This is a genomic window from Acutalibacter sp. 1XD8-36 (assembly GCF_009917525.1).
Taxonomy (GTDB): domain Bacteria; phylum Bacillota; class Clostridia; order Oscillospirales; family Acutalibacteraceae; genus Acutalibacter.
The window spans coordinates 1-20,949 of sequence record NZ_QZDU01000006.1; the positions used below are offsets into that span (position 1 = coordinate 1).

Here is a 20,949-nt window from a genome sequence, read left to right on the forward strand (position 1 = left end):
GTCGGCACATCCAGCCCGCCCAGCAGGGACAGCAGCGTGGTCTTGCCCGACCCGGACGGGCCGAGGATGGCGTACATTTTCCCGGTTTCCAGTGACCCGCTGACGTTCTGCAAAACCGCCTTGCCCTTTTCGTAGGCGTAAGAAACATTTTTCAATTCCAGTATAGGCATGATAGTCCCTCCTTCAGCTCATTTTCGACAAGATTTCACGGGGTTTCAGCCGCATGACCGTGATAGACGATGCGCTGACCGCCACAATGATGATGGCAAATCCGATCAAGTAGAGCTGGGCAAGGTTATCCAGCCCAACCGATACCTGGATGCCGTTTTCAGTGGGTAAGGGCTTTTGCACGAGATTATCCGCGCCTATCTCAACGGAGGCGGCAACGGAAACAACATCGTTATCGTCCTCCGGCCCGGTCTGCATACTCTGCTCCAACAGGTGGTTGCCGATCTGCCCCGCTATGGCGTTGCTGGTGAAGTAGGACAGGCCAAAGGCGAGGACGGCAATCAGCAGCACCTCAATCAAATACTGCCCGATGATGGCCGATTTTCTGATACCCACAGACAAGAACACGCCGATTTCGTGAATACGGGTCTTTGTCCAGAGGGTCAATATCAGGGCCAGAATGATGGCGCTGACAACGATAATCACCACCAGCAGGGTCACGACCAATTCATTCAGCGTAGCCAGCGGAGCGGCGGCGTTTTCGTAAGTTTCATTGTCCACTTCCACAGTAAAGGCCTTCCAGTCGATACCCGGCAGGGCCTTGACATCGGCCACCACCCGCGCCATGTCCTGCGGGTCGTCTATGGTAACGTGGAGTGCGGAAAAGCCGTAGTTGATTTCTCCGCCGTCCAATTTCTTTGAGGTCTGCAAATCCACAAATACACGGTTCTGGATTTTGTCGTAGGTGGTGACGGTTTCCCCAAACTGCTCCACCGCATGAGGGGTAAACAATCCGATAATCTGCACCTTGATTTCCTGCCCGGTAAAGTTCTGTTCTTGCACGCTATAACTGTGGGCGGTGAGATAGTCCCCGATCTTCAACTCGTTTCTTTCCGCCAAGTCCTGGCTGATGATTGCCACATGGGTATCGTCGGTGGTAATATGCCGTCCCTCTGCCAGCGTCAGTGTGCCGGTGGTGAAAAGTTCATCATCTTCCGTGCTGCAAACGCCCAGGGCCTTTGTATATCCCTGATATTTTGCGTCGGTTGAGATTGTTCCGGGGAACAGGGAAAGTCCATCAAACGGCAAAAGATTGTCCTGCCTTGCGCTGCAATACTTTACGCCGGGAACGCCTTTGATGGCGGCAATGTTCTCCGGGGTAAATTGTACGGTAGAATACATGAGGAAGCTGCTTGATGTTTTGCCGGTTTCCTCGTCCACTTCATCTTTGACGGGTTCTTTCACTACATAGGGGCTGTTGCTCCAATCCACGAAAACGTCAAATTTGCCGCCCAAGCTCTGCCGCAGGTCAAGCTGCGCGGCTTCCGACGCTTTCCAAATGGAGAGGCCCGTCAGGACAAAGGTTGCCATAATCAGCAGGATGGCGAACAGGAGAAGTGTTTTCCCCCGTTTTCGCGTGACGTATAGAAACGCCCTTTTGAAAATGCTCATAGTCGATACCTCCATATCGTTGTGCTGTTCTTCTGAACGCACCCGTAGAATAGCACCCCAATGTGGAATGGGTATGAAACGTATATGGAATTATGGTAGAAATGAAAAACTCCCCAGCCGGGGAGTTTTTCGCATTTATAAATGAATTGTGAAACACATCCCAGTCGGGGACTTCATCGGCTTAAAAGAATAGGGAATGTCCATAGAGGTCAAAAGTGTATCCACGATATAGAGGCCCAGACCGTTGCCCCCGCTTTCACGGCTCCGTGAGAAGTCTGGACGATAGAACGGTTCAAACAGACGGCGGATTTCATCGTCAAGGATAGGCTTGCACTCGTTTTCGACCACAAGGCTGCGCCCCTCCATATAGACGGAAACATTTTTCCCGGCCTCTGTATAAGCGACAGCATTTGCGAGGATATTAGACACCGCTTTACTGAACGGGCCGACAGGCAGCACAGCGGAGAACTGCTCCGGCAAATCAAGAGAGAATGTAATTTGATGTGCCGCCGCAATCAGTTGGTAGGGTTCGCACAGTTCCGCCAGCAGTTCAGACACATCAACCTGTTTTGGCGCTTCGGCAATCAAATTCAGCTTGGAGGTTTCCAGAATTTCATGTATCATCCCGGAAAGCTGTTCCACCATTTCCTTGCACTCCGGCAGGTAGGTGGCGTAGTCCTGATACTTCCCAACGCCTAAAATCATGTTTTCCAGTGTGGCGTTCAATGCGGTCACAGGTGTTTTCAGTTCATGGGACGCCGCCCGCAGGAAGTCCACCTTGGCCCGCTCCATATCCCGCACAGCGTCTTTTTCCCGTTCTAAATGTTCAATGGTAGACAGCAGATTAGAGTACAGATCATTAACGTTCTGCGCCAGCGTACCAATTTCATCCTTTGTATGAATAGGGCAGTTCGCCCCGTGGTCTAATTTCATCATCTGCTCGGTTGACGCAGAAATTTTCTTGATGGGGTCGGCAATCGCTTTGGAAAACAGGAGGGAACAGACAACGGAAATCAGCAGGGAACAGCTTAACGAGATGGGCAGGGCTTTTTCTACTGCCTCGGTCACAAACTGCTCCTGTCTGATGCTGACAACGACATCATCTTTGGTACTCAATGCAAGCTGCATCTGTGGGGCAAGCAGATAGATCAGCCCATGTGTGACAACAACGACAAAGAGCATGATGCTCATGGTATAGAGAAAGATTTTCGGAAACAGTTTTAATCGTTTCATGTCTGTACCTCGTATTTGTAGCCGATGCCTTTGACCGTCACGATACAGTCAAGCCGCAGCTTCTTCCGCAGATTTTTGATGTAGGTATCCACAGTTCGGTCGATGATCGGATAGTCATCGCCCCACAGCTCATCCAAAATCTGCGAACGGGTCAGCACCAGCCCCCTATGCTCCACCAGCAGCCGGAGCAAATCAATTTCTTTGGGCATGATGTCAATTTTCCCGGCGCTGTCGCTGGCGGTGTAGCCGGAGAAATCGACGGTCACATCGCCAAAGGTTATCGTTTGGGGTAACGGGGCCTGTCCACTTCGCCGCAGGAGGGCGGTGATCCGCCTCCCCAGCAATACCATAGAAAAGGGCTTTGTCATATAATCGTCGGCCTGCTCGTCAAAACTTCTGACTTGGGTATACTCGTCTTCAATGGCCGTAAGCATCAAAACGGGCGTTGTGCTTGTCCGCCGTATCTCATGCAGAACGGACAGACCGCTGACGTGGGGCAGCATAATATCCAGCACAACAAGGTCGATGCCGTTCTCACGGAAAAGCTGTAACGCCTCCCCGCCGTCATAAGCTGGGATGACTGTGTGGCCCGCAGGCTTTAGATATTCACAAATCGCATCGTTGGTCTTGCGGTCGTCCTCAACAATTAGTAGTGTCGCCATTGTAGTCCCCCCTTTTCAGGGTAGTATAGCACTGGAATGTGGAATGGGTATGAAATGACAGTAAATTTTTAAGTTTTGGGCTTTGCGATATGTAGGGAACACTATCGTAGCAAGCATAGGGAGTGTGGCCACACTCCCAGAAAACGGCCAAATCCGGCCCCTGTCAGGCCGTGTCCGTTTTGCTTGTTGGGATAGTCCCAAACCCTTAACCAGCATCTTTTTATCAGGGCATAGGTAATGTTCAAATTCAACTCATCCATACTGAAATAGTTGCAATTTCTAAGTTCAAAAAACGATTGTGTATTGAAGTCGAATTATGTGTGTGATATAATATTTATAAAATCTGAATCACTGGCTGAAAACTGATATTATAAACAGCGCGCTTTTTCTAGACTCCCTTGCTAGCTTTATTGAGAGTATTGGGCCGATATCGTAATCATAAACTAAGCATTTAAGGATGGAAAAAGTTATGTTTAATCTAAAAGAACTGCTCACACAGCATAAGGTTAGGAAAGGTAAACGCAACGAAACACTTCTTGACATGCTTGCTCAATTAGAAACGCCGATGGAATCAGACGAAATAGCTGATGGGGATGAGTATTCAACACTTGGGAGGAAAATTAGAAAGTTTTTTTCGCGGGAGTTGTTTTATTCTCTACCAAGGGTAATCCAGAGTTTCCTTTTGGATTCCCAAGATAACGAATTAAGCGATACACAATTAATGTATTTGTCGAGAATCCCATGGAATGAAGATAGCTATATAGATATTCAGATAGCAGATGCAAAGAATATTCTTGATCATTCTCATTACGGAATGGAAACCGTAAAAGAAAAAATATTGAGATTTATTGCGTGTCAGAAACATGTTGGAAATACTTATGGTGTTGTACTACTTCTCGTTGGACCACCGGGGGTTGGAAAAACTTCTATTGCATCTACAATAGCTGAAGCTATGGGACGTAAGATTGAGAAGATTTCCTTAGCCGGAGTTTCAGATGCTCTTTCTTTACGTGGTGCAAACAGCATGTTTAGCGATTCAAAACCTGGCCGCATCATTGAAGCAGTAATTCATGCCCAGACTCGTAGTTTAGTCATTCTGCTAGATGAGATTGATAAAATGGGAAGTTCTAAAGAACATGGCGATCCTGCGTATGTTTTGCTTGACATATTGGATAGTGATCGTTCTTCATACACTGATGGTTTTTTAGAAGTTGCTGTGGATTTAAGCAAAGTAGTTTTTATAGCAACCGCTAATAATCTACGTGAAATTTCCCCAATATTACAGGATCGCATGGAAATTATTGAGTTGCCCGGATATACACATGATGAAAGGATTAAGATTGTAACAGATTATATTTGGCCAAATCTGGTTAAAAAGTATAGATTAAATAGTTTGAGTCTGGATAGTAAGCTAAAGTTTTCCATAGATAAAGAGGCAATTTCATACTTGATCGACAATTATACTAACGAGGCCGGGGTTCGAAGTCTGTCGCAATATTGTAATAGCTTGTGCCAAGCCATTATTAGTCTTTACTATACTAAAGGCGAGTTGATTAATAATATAAGTCTTGATAATGTGAATGTATTGATGTCTTCTATCCATTATGAATCACAGCTAATTCAACAGTCCAAACAGAAGCGACAACCTAAAAAGCGAAAAGCAAGACTATATAAGCCGACTAACTTATAATTTATTTGATTAGAGGTGCAGAAATGAACTGGGAACTATTTTTTCAAGCAATTCAAGCGTTTGGAGCAATTGCAGCAATAGCATCAGTGATATGGGCAATTAATGTATATATAATGACTAGCCGCAACCATGACTATCAAAAAATAAGAGATGCAGTAATTGCTCTGCCACACCATTGCGAGCAGTTAAACAAACAGCTTTCAGAGTCTTTATTTGCGGCAATAGGGACAAGCATATCTAACGAACTTCGGCCAATGTTCGAAGGATATACCATAGATTCATTCAGCAAGTGGCTTTTGTCTGAGGATTCCTCAAATTTTAAAGCGCAGGCCATATATATGGGGCTACAAAAATGTGATGGAGTAAAAGAAATCCAAGTACTTATTGATAGAATTGAAGATTCACAAAGAACAATATCTACCTCTTTTCCACAATTAGGACGAGCTATTAGAGCATTACTATTTTATGTAACAAAACCGGCTAACTATTGTATATCTACTAGAAATTTAAATGGCAATTTAAAGTTCTCTAATGACGAGGAAAATGCTGGCATAAGGAAAGCAGTAAAAGAAGCCCAAGCCACGGGGAGTGAAGAACTATATTTTCGGCAACTAGCATTTTATATTACGGCAATATGTGCGAAACCGTTGACTGATAAGGATTTAGGACAACAAACATTAGATTTATCTTTCGAAATGATTGATGTTATTTCAAAAACTCTGTGTGTCCTGAGCAATTCAAAAATGAGGAAAATTGCAAAAAAAGATATGCGTCAAGCGGATAAAATGCAGACTATGGAACAGTCTATGCCAGAAAGTGCAAAAAAACACTCTGTACAAATTGCTATGAATATATTAACCCAGTTTAAGGATTATTTTACAGAAGATGAATGGGAAAAATTAATCGAGCACAAAGCTCAAATTATACAACTAATGGAGTATGACACGATTGGCGATTTCTATCGTTAATTAGGGCATGGTATATTTTTATTAATGTCGACAGAAATATGCTGTAATTGCGTAGCGCCTGGGTTTGTTCCAAGTCATCTGATGACATAGGATAACTATTCACCAGCCTACGCATTTAGGGCCTATTCAGCGGTCTGTTTTCAGGGTTTCCATGGGGCGGTTACATAGTAAGTAATACGATTTGACCTGCACCCTCAAAAACAAGGTTCTAAATGCGTAGAAATAGGCATGAAAAAGCCAGGGCGAGAGGCCGACACCCCGGCGCTCCTGCCCTGGCTTCCACTGAACTGCGAAACTGTGCTGTCACACAAGAGGCCCTGCGGCCCTCTTGAGGCACCCGCAGAAACCGTACACCCGCTTCGCGTCTGTACGGTTTCTGCGGGTCAGATAACGGCCACGATAACCCCCTGTTGCTATTTGGCCTCTTTCCGTTCCATTCCCTTCCGGCGGCTTTGCCTCCCGTTCCTCAACGGGAGGGCCAGGGGAAAGGATAGGAAAGGAATGAGTAATTGATTGATCTTTACTTGATTTTGTCTTTAGTTACTTATATCTATATTTTATTGCGTTGGATTTTCCGACGTCGGTTTTTCCGTTGTCGGATTATCCGACAACGGAAATGCCAACAACGGCAAAAAAGGGCAAGGCACGTCTGTTCATGCCTTGCCCTTTATCGTCCATATCATGCCAAGGCGGGTGTTATCGTCCAGACCTCAAAAGTAGTAAACAGGTAGTACATTTGCAGGGGCATCTACTGAAAATTCAGATATATCAACCATTTTTAAGGACAGGATGTGTACTTCCATGGCACACGAAAAGTATCCTCATATGCCCGCCTCCTCAAGCCTGGCCCTGAGCCACTCCACAGAGCGCTTTAAGCATTCCAGCATAGGCTCTGCGCCATAGTGCTCGATGGTGTACGGCCCGTTATACCCGCCGTCCATAAACTTCTCCAGCAGCTCCCCCATCGGAATCACCCCCGCACCCACAGGGCTCGGGTGCATTGGCGAGCCGTCCACAGTTTTGCGGGGCTCTGTGCCAAAGTCCTCGGTAAGCGACCGGTCCTTCAGGTGCACATGCCCTATGCACCCCCGCAGCCTCTCAAAGGCGTCCAGTGCGTCCTCCCCGGCGAAGTAAAAATTTCCTGTGTCGAAGCAGGCCGTGAGCCCGGGCACAGCGTCCATAAAGCGCAGCATCCCGGAGCTGTCTGAGATAGGCGAGCGCTCATTGTCGAAATCCTCCATGGTGAGGGCGAATCCGGCCCTGTCCGCCAGCTCCCCCAGCCGCTTGGTGCAGTCGATTATCTGCCGGGTGCAGGCCTCACGGTCCGCGCCCTCGGGGATAAAGCCGGGGATGACCAGCAGTTTCCTGGCGCCAATAGTCTTGGCGTCAGCAAAAATTTTCTCCGCCTGGGACTCAACGTCCGTGTCGCTCTCAAAGCTGAAAAAGGAGGGCATAGCCGTAACGCCCATCCCGGCCTCCGACAGCTCCCCTGCGAGCTTGTCCGCCTGCCCAGCCGTGTTGAAGCATGAGACCTCCAGGGCCATGACGCCGAGCTTCCCGGCCTCTCTCAGCGCCTCCGGCACAGAGCAGCCCTCCTGCTTTGCTATGTCCGCAATATGGTCGTAAAAGGTAGCTATGGCTGGCTGTTGCATACGCGCCCTCCTTATGTTATGATATAATCCTATAAGTTTCAGCGATTATATATCTCTCCCGCAGCATTTCTTGTATTTCTTCCCGCTTCCGCAGGGGCACGGGTCGTTGCGGCCTATCTTCGGGCCCTTCACAACGGTTTTCGACTGCTTCTGCTCCCTGTAGAGCTCCTGGCGGCGCTCGGCGGTGAGCAGCGGCTCCCACTCGGGGAGGGTATAGAGCCACTCGGCCTTGGCCTCCACCATGTTTTTATAGAGCAGCTCCTTATCATATGCAAGGCTCACCTCGGAGGCAGCCTCGATGGTCTCCAAATCATTGGGGTTCTTCAGGCTGTCGTTTATGCCGTCAAGAAAGCCGGTCATGGTGATAAGGTCCACCCCGAACTTCTTGGCGTAGGACTGCACGGTGCTCTTGCGGGGCTTGCTTGTGAGTATGGCCTTATAGAACTCTGTCTCCTGCCTGAAATAATCCTGCCAGAATTTCGCGCCCTTCTCCCTCTGCTGTTCCTCCGCGTAAGTACGCCACTGCTCCAATAGTGCCACTTGATACTCCTCCTCTGGAAAATTATATTATAATATTAGCATAGTAATCCGGGGCTGTCAACAAACTAAAATAAAGTTAGGGGGCTCAAATATGCCGAAAATAATCCCTCCCCCACATATCGACAAAATTCTCTCCCGCCTTGAGGCCCGGGGCTTTGAGGCCTGGTGCGTGGGCGGCTGTGTCCGGGACGCTTTACTCTGCCGGGAGCCCTCGGACTGGGACATTGCCACCGCCGCACTGCCCCAGGAAACAAAGGCCTGTTTCCCCGGACTAAAGCTCATAGAGACCGGCATAGCCCACGGCACCGTCACCCTTATAACGGAGCAGGGCCCTGTGGAGGTCACCACCTACCGCGTGGACGGAAAGTATGAAAACCACCGCCGCCCCGCCGGGGTGAGCTTTTCCCGGGACATAAACGACGACCTGTCCCGCCGGGATTTTACCGTAAACGCCATGGCCTTCCACCCAGGGCGGGGCCTGCTGGACCCCTTCGGCGGGCAGGAGGACCTTCAGGGGCATATACTCCGCTGCGTTGGCAGCCCCTCCCGCCGCTTTGACGAGGACGCCCTGCGGATACTCCGGGGGGTACGCTTCTCGGCAGCGCTGGGCTTCAGGCTGGAGCCGGACACTTTCTCGGCGGCCCTTGAGAATACAGGCCTCATAGGCACCCTCTCCGGCGAGCGGATACAGGCCGAGCTGACTAAGCTCATCCTGTCGCCAATGGCACAGGCTGCGCTGGAGCGGTACGAACCCATAATGCTTGCCGCCCTCCCTGAGCTCCCATATATTCCAAAGCTTTTAGACGCTCCCCTATGCGCCATACCCCGCTGGGCGGCTCTGCTCCGGGACTGTCCCCCCGATACCTCCCGGAAACTTTTGTCCCGGCTGCGCTTTTCAAACCGGGAGACAGCTCAGATACTCCGGCTCATAAGGCAGCTTCCCCTTACCCCTGCGGACGAGAGCCTTTCAAAGCGCCTCCATAGGGCGGGGCTCAGCGTCTCTGAGCTGGCTGTCTCCGGCGGTGACCTTATCGGGCTGGGGTACTCCCCGGGGCCCCATATAGGCAGGGCTCTTGAGCTGCTTCTTCAAAGCGTTATCTCCGGGGAGCTCCCAAACCAGCGCGATACGCTGCTTAACTATGCCAAAAAAATTATGTAGAGCCCCCATTTTTTGGAGGCCCTATGTTTTGCCCTTCGCTTGCTTTAACTGAATCTGGGCGGCTCATTGCCCCGGGGGTCCTGGCCCCCAAGGCCGAAGCTGATGGACAGCGCCTGGTTTACCCGGTCCATGGAGTTCTGGTCCAGGCGGCCCATCTTCTCCCTCAGGCGGTGCTTATCAAGGGTCCTGACCTGCTCCAGGAGCACCACCGAGTCCTTTATGAGCCCGCTGCCCTGGGCGTCCACCTCGATATGAGTGGGCAGACTTGCCTTGTCCCTCTGGCTGGTGATGGCTGCGGCTATCACTGTGGGGCTGAAGCGGTTGCCCACGTCGTTCTGGATGATGAGCACCGGCCTTACGCCCCCCTGCTCCGAGCCCACCACCGGGCTCAGGTCGGCATAGTAAATATCTCCTCTGTGTACGTTCACGGCTTTTCACTCTCCAAAAAGATTTTGTCGCGGATATTATTGCCCTCTTGGGAAGCTTTTAATCAGGTAACTTCCCTTTCATTCTATGCCGCCCACCCGCTTGTTGACTTTTTCCCCCGGGGCAAGTATACTATGAGTAACTGTACTTCGCCAAATAAATATATATCCGAAAACCATAAAGGGGTAAGCCTATGACAACTTCTTTTATTGAAGCCCTTGGCCTTTGCCAGGGCCCTCCAAAAATATGTATCCCCCTGACCGCCAGGGACATAGCCTCCCTCTCCACCCAGCTCCTGCGCTGCGAGGCCCTCCCCGGGGACCTGTATGAGCTCCGGCTGGATTATTACTCCGGGGACATAGCCCTGGCCCTCCAGGTCTGCCGCAAGACTACAAAGCGCCCGTTGCTCTGCACTATCCGCACCGGCTCCCAGGGGGGCGAAGCCATAATCTCCACAGACGAATATGCCGGCCGGGTCTCGGAGCTGATAGGCCTTTATGAGTATTTCCAGCTTATAGACATCGAGCTCTCGGCCGGTGACGATATAGTAAGTGAGCTCACAGAAGCCGCCCACAATAAGGGCCTTGCCGTTGTGATATCCCAGCACAGCTTTACTGACACCCCTCCAAAGCAGGAGATGATAGATACCCTCACCCATATGCACGAGCTCGGCGCGGACCTGCCCAAGCTGGCGGTTTCCCCCGGCTCCCCCGCGGACCTCTTTGATTTGATGTCCGCAAGCTGGGAGGCCTCCTCAAGTATCGGCCCGGTGATTACCATGAGCATGGGAGATACAGGCCGTCTCAGCCGAATCGCGGGGAGCCTCACCGGCTCCTGCATAACCTTCGGCGCGGGGACAGAGCCCTCGGCCCCGGGACAGCTGGGTGCTGCTGAGCTTAAAAATATGCTGGACATTCTTGGGCGCGGCCTTATAAAGGAGATAACAGAGTATGAATGACAGAAACGATATAGATTCAATTTTAAACTCAATGTTCCGCGGGGGCAGGCTGAACGTAAAGAGCCCCGCCGCCAAGGAGGCCGAGAAGTCCCTTGAGGCCGTGCAGCGGGCTCAGGAGGATATGAGCCAGTCACTGCAAAAGAGCATAGAGCGTATGCAGGCAGACATGGCGGACCTGGAGCGGCACCTGGAGAGTGACGGAGTCACCCCCCAGGTGTCCAATAACTCCGGCGGGGCGGACCAGCTTGACGCCGCCTTTGAGAAGGCCAGGGCAGAGGTCCTCTCCGCTGTGCTGGGTCAGGAGGAGTTTGTAAACAGCCTGCTGCTGGCCTTTAAGCGCCCCTTTGTAGCCGGCTCCCCGGACCATCTCCCACTGTGCAGGGCTGCCCTCTTAGGCGGCGACGGCACCGGGCGGCGCAGTGCCGTGGAGTCCTTCACTGCCTCCCTGGGGCGGCAGGGGGTGCTGAAGACCCCTAAGACCTCCCATATCGACCTGTCCGCATACAGCGCGCCCGGCTCGGAGAAGCTATTTATACAGGACCTGTTCACCGCCCTCAAGGGCGGCGCGGCCTCCCTGGTCTTTGTGAACTATCAGAAATGCCACCCCTCTGTGCTGCCCCTGGTCCTCGCGGCCTTCAGCACCGGCAGCGTGCCCCTTCCCGGGCGCTACGCCGAGCAGAAGGGCCTCCTGATAGACGTGGGCTCGGCACTGGCCCCCGGGGCCGTGTCACAGCTGTCGGTGGGCGGCAAGTACCTGTTCCTGCTGGCCGGACCCGACCCTTTAAAGCTCAGCGTAGCCTTTGGCAGTGTGTTCATGGCGGGGCTCGACGACGTGCTGTCCACCGGGGATTTTTCCCGTGAGAGCTTAGTTGATATAGCTGAACTGCGTTTAGGTGAGCTCAGGGAGCGGGCGGGCAGGCAGCTCTCATTTACCCTTGGCTTCAGCAGGCCCGAGGCCGAAGCCCTCGCCTTAAAGTACACCCGCGAGCAGGGCGCCGCGGCTATAGGCACAGCCGCGGACGTCCTGTATAAGGCCATGAGCGAGGAGAAGCTGCGCCGGTCCCTTGGGCCCGTGGATGCCGTCCTAAAATCAGGCGAAGATGGGCTCTATGTCGAGTATAACAGCAGTGTTATCCAGGGCAGAATAATGCCCAGCAGCCCTGCCGATACCCGGAACGCCGCTGAGCTTGCTGCGGTGAAGGAGGAGCTCTCAGAAATAACCGGCCTTAAGAATGTGAAGGAGTATGTCCTCTCCCTCGAGGATAATTTCCGTATGCAGCGCCTGAGAAAAGAGCGCGGCATGAAGGCCGAGACGCCCAGTATGCATATGATATTCACCGGCAACCCCGGCACCGGCAAGACCACCGTGGCGAGGATAGTGGCAAGATATCTCAAGGCCATGGGTGCTATCTCCGGCGGTCAGCTTGTGGAGGTCACCAGGGCCGACCTTGTGGGCCAGTACGTGGGCCATACCGCCCCCCTTACCCAGAAGGCCATACAGTCCGCCATGGGCGGGGTGCTCTTTATCGACGAAGCCTACTCCCTCTACAGGGGCCGTGACGACAGCTTCGGCCTTGAGGCCATAGACGCCCTTGTAAAGGGCATGGAGGACCACCGAGACCAGCTAGTGGTGATACTTGCCGGGTACTCCAGGGAGATGGAGGAGTTCTTAACGGCAAACTCCGGCCTTCGCTCACGCTTCCCGAATATAATCCCGTTCCCGGACTATACCCCCGGGGAGCTTCTGGAGATAACCGGCAGCATTGCCTCACGGATGGGCTATAGGCTGGACCCAAGCTGCCACGGGCCTCTTATTGAATACTATACCCGCCAGCAGATATCCGGCGACTCCAGGGTCAACGGCAACGGGCGCATGGCCCGGAACATTGTTGAGGCGGCTGTCATAGCCTGCTCCAGAAGAAATATGCGCGCCCAGGAGTCCGAGCGGAACCTGGAACTGCTGCTGCCCGAGGATTTTAATGTGGAGGAGAATTATGACGAGCTTTTTAAGGACATTTAAGCGCTGTTTATCCCTGGCCCTTATGCTGTGCCTCACCCTCGCCGCCTGCGGCGGTGGCCCCGGCCCCTCGGTGGAGAGCGCCCCTGCGTTCAGCGGGGACTCCCGAGTGGTTTGCCTCTACAGCTCCTACGCCGAGGCCTGGCTGCTGGCAGGGGGGACTCTTGTGGGCGTTACTGACGACGCTGTAAATGAGCGCAAGCTTGACGTTGGGGACGCGGAGATTATAGGCACCGTGAAGGAGCCCAACACCGAGGCTATTATCGCCCTGGAGCCGGACCTGGTGATATTCTCAGAGGACATTGCCGCCCAGGTGGACATGACAGACGTGCTCACAAACGCCGGCATAACCTGTAGCGGCTATAGGGTCGATACCTTTGAGGACTACGCGGAGATGATGAGGGACTTCTGCCGGCACACAGGCCGGGGGGAGCTTTTAAAGGAGTATGTGGACAAGCCCGCAGAGCAGATAGAGTCCGTGAGAAAAGAGTACGGCTTTGAGAGCGGCGGCCCCAAGGTGCTCCTCATACGCGCCTTCTCCACCGGCATAAAGGCAAAGACCGACGACGAGCTAGCCGGGGCCATACTTCTGGACCTTGGCTGCCAGAATATTGCAGACGAACACCCCTCCATGCTGGAGGACCTGAGCCTTGAGGAGGTTATAGACGCGGACCCGGACTATATTTTCGTCACCACCATGGGCAAGGAGGAAGCGGCACTCAGCTTCCTTGAGGGCATGATAGAGGCAAACCCCGCCTGGGATAGCCTTACGGCTATAAAGGAGGGCCGCTTCCATGTGCTGCCCAAGGACCTTTTCCACTATAAGCCCAACCATCGCTGGGGGGAGAGCTATGAGTATCTTGGGGAGCTCCTCAGTGAGTAAGTGGGAAGAAATCAAAAAAGGGCTGCCTGCGGGCGCAAAGCTGGCGCTGCTGGCAGTCCTTGTACTCTTATGCGGCATTCTCGGCGTGAGCCTGGGGTCAACTATAATAGACCTGCCCGCCGCTTTTGCCGGGGCCATATCCGGGGACTTCAGCTCCCCTCAGAGCCGCATACTCCTATATGTGCGCCTGCCAAGGGTCTCTGCGGCAATGCTGGCGGGCTCGGCCCTTGCCGTAAGCGGTATGCTCATACAGGCTGTGCTCAACAACCCCCTTGCCGCTCCAAACGTCATAGGCGTAAACGCCGGGGCCGGGTTCTTCACCTTCCTCGCCATAGCCATACTGCCCGGAGTGCGCGGCGCTGCCCAGCTGGGGGCCTTTTTCGGTGCCCTGTTTGCCGTGCTCTTAGTCTGCGCCGTCTCAGCCGGGACAGGCAGGCTGACTATAATACTAAGCGGCGTTGCCGTCAGCAGCATTTTCACCGCCGGGATAAACACCGTGAAGACCTTCTACCCCGACACCCTGTATAACGGCAGCACATTCCTCATAGGCGGCTTCTCCGGCATATCATTAAAGGACCTCTCCCCCGCCTGGGCCATGATTCTTGCGGCGCTAATCATATCCTGGCCCATGTCCGGGCAGGCGGATTTGCTGGGGCTCGGGGAGGCCTCTGCCAGAAGCCTTGGCATGAATGTAGGCCTTGCCCGCTTTGGGCTGATAATCCTTTCCTGTATTTTAGCCGGCTGCGCGGTGAGCTTTTCAGGGCTTCTAAGCTTCGTGGGACTCCTGGCGCCCCATATGGTACGCAGGATTTTCGGCGAGGCCAGGACCTCCCACCGGGTGCTCATACCGGCCGCCGCCCTGCTGGGTGCGGGCTTTGTGACCCTCTGCGACCTTCTGAGCCGCATTTTATTCGCCCCATACGAGCTGCCGGTAGGCATACTGCTCAGCGCTCTGGGAGGCCCATTCTTCCTGGCGCTGCTGCTGCGGGAGAGGAGGCGGCGGCTATGATAAGCTTTGAGCATGTCTCTGCCGGTTACCCGGGCCGTGAAGTCCTGCACGACGTGAGCTTCACAGCGCCAAAGGGCAGGGTGACCGCTCTTGTAGGGCCAAACGGCTGCGGCAAGACCACCCTGCTGCTGATAGCCTGCGGGCTCCTGCGGCCCGGCAGCGGCCGGGTGCTGCTGGAGGGCAGGCCCATAAGCTCATACAGCCGCCGGGAGCTGGCGCGGCTCATATCCCTGCTGCCACAGACCAGGGAGGTGCCCTCTGTGACGGTTGAGCGGCTGACAGCCTACGGGCGCTACCCCCATCTTGGCCCTGGTAAGGTGCTCAGCATACAGGACCGCAGGCTGGTAGATGAGGCCTTGCGGCAATCGGATGCATACGGGCTCAGGCACAGGGAGCTCAGGGAGCTCTCCGGCGGCGAGCGACAGCGGGCTTACATCTCCATGGCCCTCTGCCAGGACAGCGGAGCGTTACTCCTGGACGAGCCCACCACCTACCTGGACATAGGCCAGAAAAACCAGGTGATGGAGCTTATACGTGAGCTGAACTCCCGGGGCAAGACTATCCTAACCGTGCTCCACGACCTGCCCCTGGCCTTTGGGTACAGCGACTATGTAGCCGTCATGGCAGAGGGAAAGCTCCAGGCCTTCGGCACGCCCGGCGAGGTTCGGGAGGCTGCCGCAAAGGCCTTCGGTGTAAAGCAGTCCGTTGTTGCAATAGACGGCAGGGAGCAGATAATATTCTACTGACCGATACCGACTACCCGCAGTACGCCCTCCCCCACCGTAAACCTCACCTGGACCCCCGCAAAGCCCATGCCGTAGACCCTCTCCGGGTCCCTATGGTAATGGGGGCGGGGGTCCGCTTCAAGCACCGCCAGCAGCGCCTCCTGTGAACCTTCCGGCACCAGCTCCAAAAGCTCCGTCGGGCAATCCACCCTGAGGGGCTCCCAGGGCTCCGAGTCTGTAAAGCCTCCCCTGGCCCCCTCTATGCAGTCCGCAGAGGGCAGGTATGGCTTCACGTCAAGAATCGGCGTGCCGTCCACCAAATCCGCCCCCAACACAACCAGCTCAGGCCCTTCCGGGCCATTTAGCTCCACCCTCTCCAGCTCCACACAGGAGAGGCCCAGGCGGTTGGGCCTAAAGGGTGAACGGCTGGCGAATACCCCCACCCTGCGGTTGCCTCCAAGCCTCGGCGGACGGACAGTGGGAGACCATTTCCCCTCCGGTACCTGGGAAAACTGCCATAAAAGCCAAAGATGTGAGAAGCCCTCAATGCCCCTGAAGGCCTCAGGAGCCCTGTATTCAGGCTCGAACACCACCCTCCCCCGAAGCGCGGCTGCCACTCCGCTCTGGCGCGGCACGCCGAATTTTTCCGGGAAGTCGGTTTTTATATGGGCAATGGGCTCGATATTCATGCGGATACCCTCCTTTATTTGATTTCCTCTATATAAGTCCGGGCAAAATCAAAGGACGGATACTTCGACACTGTCTGCATCGAAATATCCGTCCTTGCGTTGGCACGCCAGAAGGGATTCGAACCCCCGACCTTTTGATTCGTAGTCAAACACTCTATCCAGCTGAGCTACTGGCGCTTGTCTCAACTTCCTAATTATAGCGCCTCTCGCTCATTTTGTCAAGGGGTAGTTTGTATTTCTTTACGAAATTTCAGCAGCGCACAGCTGTACGGGCGCAGTACCCGCACGCCCTCCAGGTTTTCCCCAAGCACCGGCTTTGCGTCGGAGAGGTCCAGGGATAGGGAGAGAATGCTCTGGGGACGCTCGCTGCGGTTGATTATCAGCATCAGGCTGTCTCTAAAGGCGCAGTCCTCCCCCTCCGCGCCGCGCACTATGAAGCGCTCAAGCACCAGAAGGTTGCCCTCGGCCTTGCGGACCCGGCAGCCGCCCCGGGCAAGTATCTCCTGGTGCTCATGGCGCATTTTGCCCAGGCTCCTGTACCATCCGATAAGCTCCTGGTCCTCACGGCCCCAGGGGTAGCAGGCACGGTTAAAGGGGTCGCGGTAGCCCTCCAGTCCTGCCTCGTCGCCGTAATAGATACAGGGTACTCCCGGAAGGATATACTGCATTATAGCGGCCAGCTTCAGCCGCTCACGGCCTATCTCCCGCTCCCTTTGGCTCAGATGTTTCCCGCTCTGCCACTCCCTTCCGCGCCCGTTTGCAGGAGTGCCGCCGAGCACTGTAATGGCCCGCTCGGTGTCGTGGGTGCCGATATGGTTCATCAGGAGCCGCAGGCAGGGGCGTGGGTAGTTCTCCACTATATTCTCAACGGCCTCTGCAAAGGCCGCAGGGTCGCCCCCCAGCAAAAAGCCCAGGATAGCGTCCCGGAAGGGGTAGTTCATCACGCTGTCCAGCTGTCCCCCAAGGAGATAGCGCCTGCGCACGCCGTAGGCTGACTTATTGGACGCGTCCTCCCAGACCTCCCCGAGCACCAGCGCCTCCGGGTCCTCTGTCTTGGCGGCCTCGTTCAGGTGGTCAATAAATAGGTCCGGCAGCTCGTCGGCTACATCCAACCGCCAGCCGGAGGCCCCGGCCCTCAGCCACCGGCGCACAACGCCGTCCTCTCCGTTCACAAAAAGGTTATAGCTCTCCTCGGTCTCGTTCACGTTGGGCAGGGTGTCAAAGCCCCACCAGCTGTCGTATTCATGGGGCCAGTTTCTGAAGTTATACCACTTATAGTAGGGAGACTCTGCGGAGTTATAGGCCCCCGGGCCCTCATAGCGGCCCTCCCGGTTAAAGTACACGCTGTCGCTGCCGGTATGGCTGAAAACGCCGTCTATCATCACCCGGATTCCCAGCTCCCGGGCGCTTTCGCACAGCTCCCGAAAGTCCTGCTCGCTTCCAAGCAGCGGGTCTATCTTCAGGTAATCCGCCGTGTCGTACCGGTGATTGGAGTGGCTCTCAAACACCGGGTTAAGGTATATGCAGGTAACCCCAAGGTCCTTTAAATAGGGCAGCTTCTCCCGCACACCCTGTAAATCGCCCCCATAGAAATCAGTGTTTGTAATGCGCCCCTCATGGTTGGGCCTCCAGTCCGGCTGCTCATACCAGTCCTCATGATAGGTGCGCCCCGCGGGTACATTCTCCTTATCGCCCCCGGCCTTATAAAACCTGTCGGGAAATATCTGGTACATAATCCCCCCCTCCAGCCAGTCAGGGGTTTTGAAGCCCTCCTGATACACGGTGAGCTGCCAGCGGTAGGTGCCGCCAAAGATAGCGCGCCCGTGCTCTCCCCTTGAGAGCCGCTGTACCCCGCGGCAGGTGCTGGCCTCGAAAAGGTAGAAGTAGAGCCCCCGCTTTTTAGGGGTGAAGTCGCACTCCCACCACTCCTCCTCCTCGCCGTTCATACCACACCAGAACATGTCGCAGAGTATGGCGGGCTCGTTCTCCGGCTCCACTATAAGCCGCGCCGCGGAGCATGACAGCTCCCTTGGCAGAGTGACGCGGAAGTGTATGGGCCTGCCCGCCTCTACAGCCCCTGTGGGGAAGCGGTACCGAGGGTCGCGTGAATTAAACAGCATGATTAACTCCTCCTTACAACATTAGAAAAGCTATCCATTAAGAGGGGAGGGGCGCGGGACCCCTCCCCTATATATCATTGAAATTTACAGCACAATCTTTGCGGCCAGATTCTTCTCCGGGGGCACAGGTGAGCCGTGCCAAATGTTCCCGGCGTAGTCCCTGATGGCCCTGTCCGCGGCAAAGCGGCCTGCTCCGGCGATGTTCACAAGGGACATACGGTTCCAGCGCTCCTTGTCGTGGTAGAGGGAGACCGCCCGGTCCTGGGCCGCCCTGTAGGACTGGAAGTCCGCAAGGGCCATATAGCGGTCCTGCTGGATTATAGCCCTGTAGATATCGCTGAAGTTCTTGTGGTTTATGCCGTGGTTCAGAGCATCCAGCGCCCTGCGCATCTGGTTGTCGTGCTGGTAGTGCTGCATGGGGTTATACCCCGCGCGCTTGACCTCCTCCACCTGGCTGGCGGTCATGCCGAAGAGCAGGATATTCTCGTCGCCCACGGTCTCGTGTATCTCCACGTTTGCCCCGTCCAGAGTACCCAGGGTAATGGCTCCGTTTATCATGAACTTCATATTGCTGGTGCCGGAGGCCTCGGTGCCCGCAAGGGATATCTGCTCGCTTATCTCGGCGGCGGGGATGAGGGTCTCGGCCCAGGTAACGCAGTAGTTCTCAACAAAGACGACCTTCATCTTGCTGTTTACTCTCTGGTCGTTGTTTATCGTATCAGCCAGGGCGCTTATAAACTGTATGATTTGCTTGGCGAAATAGTACCCGGGCGCGGCCTTGGCCCCGAAGAACCAGGTATGGGGGGTAAAGTCCGCGTTGGGATTGTCCAGCAGCCACTGATAGGTGGCAAGTATTGACAGGGCATTCATATGCTGGCGCTTATACTCATGCAGGCGCTTTACCTGCACGTCGAAGATGGAATCCGGGTCCACCACCAGGCCCTGGGTGCGCTGAAGGTGCTTTGCAAGGCGCTCCTTATTCTCCCGCTTTATCTTCTGCAGGCGCTCCAACACGGATCTGTCGTCCTTATACTTCAAAAGCTCGGAGAGCTTGTCGGCGTCATAGATATAGTCCTCCCCGATAAGCTCGGTAATAAGGGAGGCAAGCTTCGGGTTGCTCTGGTTCAGCCAGCGGCGGTGGGCTATGCCGTTGGTGACGTTTGTGAACTTCTGGGGCTCCTCCACATAGAAGTCGTGGAACAGGTCGTCCTTCAGGATATCGCTGTGTAGGGCGGACACGCCGTTTACGCTGTGGGAGCCGATAACGGCAAGATTCGCCATCTTTACAAAGCCGTCGCTTATGGGGGCCATGCGCGCTATTTTTCCGTGGTCCACTCCCCTGTACTTCATCTCCTCCCAGAAGCGGCGGTTTATCTCCTCGATTATCTGGTAGATACGGGGCAGGCGCATTTTCACCAAATCGCATTTCCATGACTCCAGAGCCTCGCTCATGACCGTATGGTTGGTATAAGCCACAGTCTGCTTTACTATGCCCCAGGCGCTCTCCCAGTCGTAGCCGCACTCGTCCAGCATTACCCGCATCATCTCGGGGATAGCCAGCACCGGGTGGGTATCGTTCAGGTGTATTGCCGCGAGCTTCGGCAGCTCGTCCAGGTTGCTGTGGGCAAACAGGTGCCTTCTGATTATATCCTGTACAGAGGCGGAGACCAGGAAATACTGCTGGGTCAGGCGCAGAAGCTTGCCCTCGGCGTGGTCGTCCTCAGGGTAGAGGACCTTTGTAATGACCTCAGCCATGGTCTGCTGCTCCATGGCGCGCATATAGTTGCCGCCGCCAAAGAGGTTCATGTCAAACTGGTTGTTCTCGGCCTTCCAGACGCGCAGAAGGCTTATGCCCCGGCCGTCCTTGCCGGATACATACAAATCGTATGGCACAGCGGTGACGGTGGTGTAGTCCTTATGCTTCACGGCGTGGTACTGGTCGTTCCAGCGCTCCTCAATATGGCCGTCAAAGTGCACCTCAACGGAGTTGTCCGGCACAGCCTGCATCCATACGGAGCCCCCGGGCAGCCAGAAGTCCGGCAGCTCGGTCTGCCAGCCGTCCACCAGCTTCTGTTTGAATAGGCCGTACTCGTACCGCAGGGAGTATCCCATCGCCGGATACCCCTGGGTGGCGAGGCCGTCTAAGAAGCACGCGGCAAGACGCCCGAGGCCTCCGTTGCCAAGGCCGGCGTCGGGCTCCTGCTCATAGAGATGGTCGAGCTTTATGCCGAACTCCGAGAGGGCCTCGCGCATGTTTTCCTCAAGACCCAGGTTATAGAGGTTGTTCTTCAGAGAGCGGCCCAGCAGGAATTCCATGCAGAGATAGTATATGCGTTTAGTCTCAGTACGCATGGCGTTCTGCTGGAACTCGGCGCGGCCCTTAGCCATCATCTCCCGGACTATCAGGGCTACCGCCTTATAGTATTCCTCATTGGTTGCGTTTTGCAGCGAGACCCCGAAGGTGTGGGACAGCTTATCCTTTACTGCCTCCTTAATCTGCGGGACCGATAACGAGTAATTCATTAAACCATGCCTCCATATTGAATAATAAATTCAAAATAAATTCCCAATACCTAAACTTTACAAACTCAAAATTAT

At 54.4% G+C, this 20,949-nt stretch carries 18 protein-coding genes and 1 tRNA gene; 8 read left to right on the top strand and 11 right to left on the bottom strand.

The window, feature by feature from the left end; all coding sequences use genetic code 11:
- The 4 genes from D5270_RS10360 to D5270_RS10375 form a co-directional block, all read right to left on the bottom strand.
- Positions 1 to 170, bottom strand: a 170-nt coding sequence (locus D5270_RS10360; RefSeq protein ID WP_166544043.1) for an ATP-binding cassette domain-containing protein, incomplete at its 3' end; no start/stop codon positions are given.
- 13 nt (positions 171 to 183) lie between these two features.
- Positions 184 to 1,620, bottom strand: coding sequence for an ABC transporter permease (locus D5270_RS10365; RefSeq protein ID WP_166544044.1), 1,437 nt, complete (start codon positions 1,618 to 1,620; stop codon positions 184 to 186).
- Between the two features lie 135 nt (positions 1,621 to 1,755).
- Complete coding sequence (locus D5270_RS10370; RefSeq protein WP_166544045.1) at positions 1,756 to 2,853, bottom strand: sensor histidine kinase; 1,098 nt, start codon at positions 2,851 to 2,853, stop codon at positions 1,756 to 1,758.
- A complete protein-coding gene (locus D5270_RS10375) occupies positions 2,850 to 3,515 on the bottom strand; it encodes a response regulator transcription factor (protein ID WP_166544046.1) in 666 nt (221 codons plus the stop codon). Before D5270_RS10375 ends, D5270_RS10370 begins: the two co-directional genes overlap by 4 nt.
- A gap of 469 nt (positions 3,516 to 3,984) precedes the next feature.
- Here D5270_RS10375 and D5270_RS10380 point away from each other — a divergent pair, with 469 nt between their 5' ends.
- Positions 3,985 to 5,205 carry an AAA family ATPase gene (locus D5270_RS10380; RefSeq protein ID WP_166544047.1) on the top strand — a complete coding sequence of 407 codons (1,221 nt, stop codon included), beginning with the start codon at positions 3,985 to 3,987 and terminating at the stop codon, positions 5,203 to 5,205.
- Between the two features lie 23 nt (positions 5,206 to 5,228).
- Positions 5,229 to 6,173 carry a hypothetical protein gene (locus D5270_RS10385; RefSeq protein WP_166544048.1) on the top strand — a complete coding sequence of 315 codons (945 nt, stop codon included), beginning with the start codon at positions 5,229 to 5,231 and terminating at the stop codon, positions 6,171 to 6,173.
- An 821-nt stretch (positions 6,174 to 6,994) separates the two neighbouring features.
- On the opposite strand, the gene D5270_RS10390 is transcribed toward D5270_RS10385, so the two are convergent.
- Complete coding sequence (locus D5270_RS10390) at positions 6,995 to 7,825, bottom strand: sugar phosphate isomerase/epimerase family protein (RefSeq protein WP_166544049.1); 831 nt, start codon at positions 7,823 to 7,825, stop codon at positions 6,995 to 6,997.
- Positions 7,826 to 7,870: 45 nt separating this feature from the next.
- Positions 7,871 to 8,365, bottom strand: coding sequence for an SEC-C metal-binding domain-containing protein (locus D5270_RS10395; protein WP_161473230.1), 495 nt, complete (start codon positions 8,363 to 8,365; stop codon positions 7,871 to 7,873).
- A 91-nt stretch (positions 8,366 to 8,456) separates the two neighbouring features.
- Between D5270_RS10395 and D5270_RS10400 the strand changes: the two genes are divergently transcribed.
- Positions 8,457 to 9,524: a CCA tRNA nucleotidyltransferase gene (locus tag D5270_RS10400; RefSeq protein ID WP_161473229.1), complete on the top strand. Its 1,068-nt coding sequence runs from the start codon at positions 8,457 to 8,459 to the stop codon at positions 9,522 to 9,524.
- A gap of 44 nt (positions 9,525 to 9,568) precedes the next feature.
- Here the strand turns inward: D5270_RS10400 and D5270_RS10405 are convergent, their stop codons facing one another.
- Positions 9,569 to 9,952, bottom strand: a complete 384-nt coding sequence (locus tag D5270_RS10405; RefSeq protein ID WP_161473228.1) for a type II toxin-antitoxin system PemK/MazF family toxin — start codon at positions 9,950 to 9,952, stop codon at positions 9,569 to 9,571.
- A 191-nt stretch (positions 9,953 to 10,143) separates the two neighbouring features.
- Here D5270_RS10405 and aroD point away from each other — a divergent pair, with 191 nt between their 5' ends.
- The 5 genes from aroD to D5270_RS10430 are packed head-to-tail and all read left to right on the top strand — an operon-like array spanning position 10,144 to position 15,563.
- The gene (aroD, locus tag D5270_RS10410) at positions 10,144 to 10,908 is read left to right on the top strand and encodes a type I 3-dehydroquinate dehydratase (protein ID WP_161473227.1); all 765 of its coding nucleotides are present in this window, start codon (positions 10,144 to 10,146) and stop codon (positions 10,906 to 10,908) included.
- Positions 10,901 to 12,928 carry an AAA family ATPase gene (locus D5270_RS10415; protein WP_166544050.1) on the top strand — a complete coding sequence of 676 codons (2,028 nt, stop codon included), beginning with the start codon at positions 10,901 to 10,903 and terminating at the stop codon, positions 12,926 to 12,928. Before aroD ends, D5270_RS10415 begins: the two co-directional genes overlap by 8 nt.
- Positions 12,903 to 13,808 (top strand): ABC transporter substrate-binding protein, encoded by a 906-nt coding sequence (locus D5270_RS10420; RefSeq protein ID WP_166544051.1) that lies wholly within the window; start codon positions 12,903 to 12,905, stop codon positions 13,806 to 13,808. The genes D5270_RS10415 and D5270_RS10420 overlap by 26 nt, the downstream gene beginning before the upstream one ends.
- Positions 13,777 to 14,817: a FecCD family ABC transporter permease gene (locus tag D5270_RS10425; protein ID WP_166544052.1), complete on the top strand. Its 1,041-nt coding sequence runs from the start codon at positions 13,777 to 13,779 to the stop codon at positions 14,815 to 14,817. Before D5270_RS10420 ends, D5270_RS10425 begins: the two co-directional genes overlap by 32 nt.
- Complete coding sequence (locus D5270_RS10430; protein WP_166544053.1) at positions 14,814 to 15,563, top strand: ABC transporter ATP-binding protein; 750 nt, start codon at positions 14,814 to 14,816, stop codon at positions 15,561 to 15,563. The genes D5270_RS10425 and D5270_RS10430 overlap by 4 nt, the downstream gene beginning before the upstream one ends.
- On the opposite strand, the gene tsaA is transcribed toward D5270_RS10430, so the two are convergent.
- The 4 genes from tsaA to D5270_RS10450 form a co-directional block, all read right to left on the bottom strand.
- Complete coding sequence (gene tsaA / locus D5270_RS10435; RefSeq protein WP_166544054.1) at positions 15,557 to 16,231, bottom strand: tRNA (N6-threonylcarbamoyladenosine(37)-N6)-methyltransferase TrmO; 675 nt, start codon at positions 16,229 to 16,231, stop codon at positions 15,557 to 15,559. The genes D5270_RS10430 and tsaA overlap by 7 nt on opposite strands.
- A 100-nt stretch (positions 16,232 to 16,331) precedes the next feature.
- A tRNA-Arg gene (locus D5270_RS10440) sits at positions 16,332 to 16,408 on the bottom strand.
- Between the two features lie 41 nt (positions 16,409 to 16,449).
- Positions 16,450 to 18,351 (bottom strand): glycoside hydrolase family 13 protein, encoded by a 1,902-nt coding sequence (locus D5270_RS10445; RefSeq protein WP_243150320.1) that lies wholly within the window; start codon positions 18,349 to 18,351, stop codon positions 16,450 to 16,452.
- Positions 18,352 to 18,435: 84 nt separating this feature from the next.
- Positions 18,436 to 20,874: a glycogen/starch/alpha-glucan phosphorylase gene (locus D5270_RS10450; RefSeq protein ID WP_166544055.1), complete on the bottom strand. Its 2,439-nt coding sequence runs from the start codon at positions 20,872 to 20,874 to the stop codon at positions 18,436 to 18,438.
- Between the last annotated feature and the right edge of the window lie 75 nt (positions 20,875 to 20,949).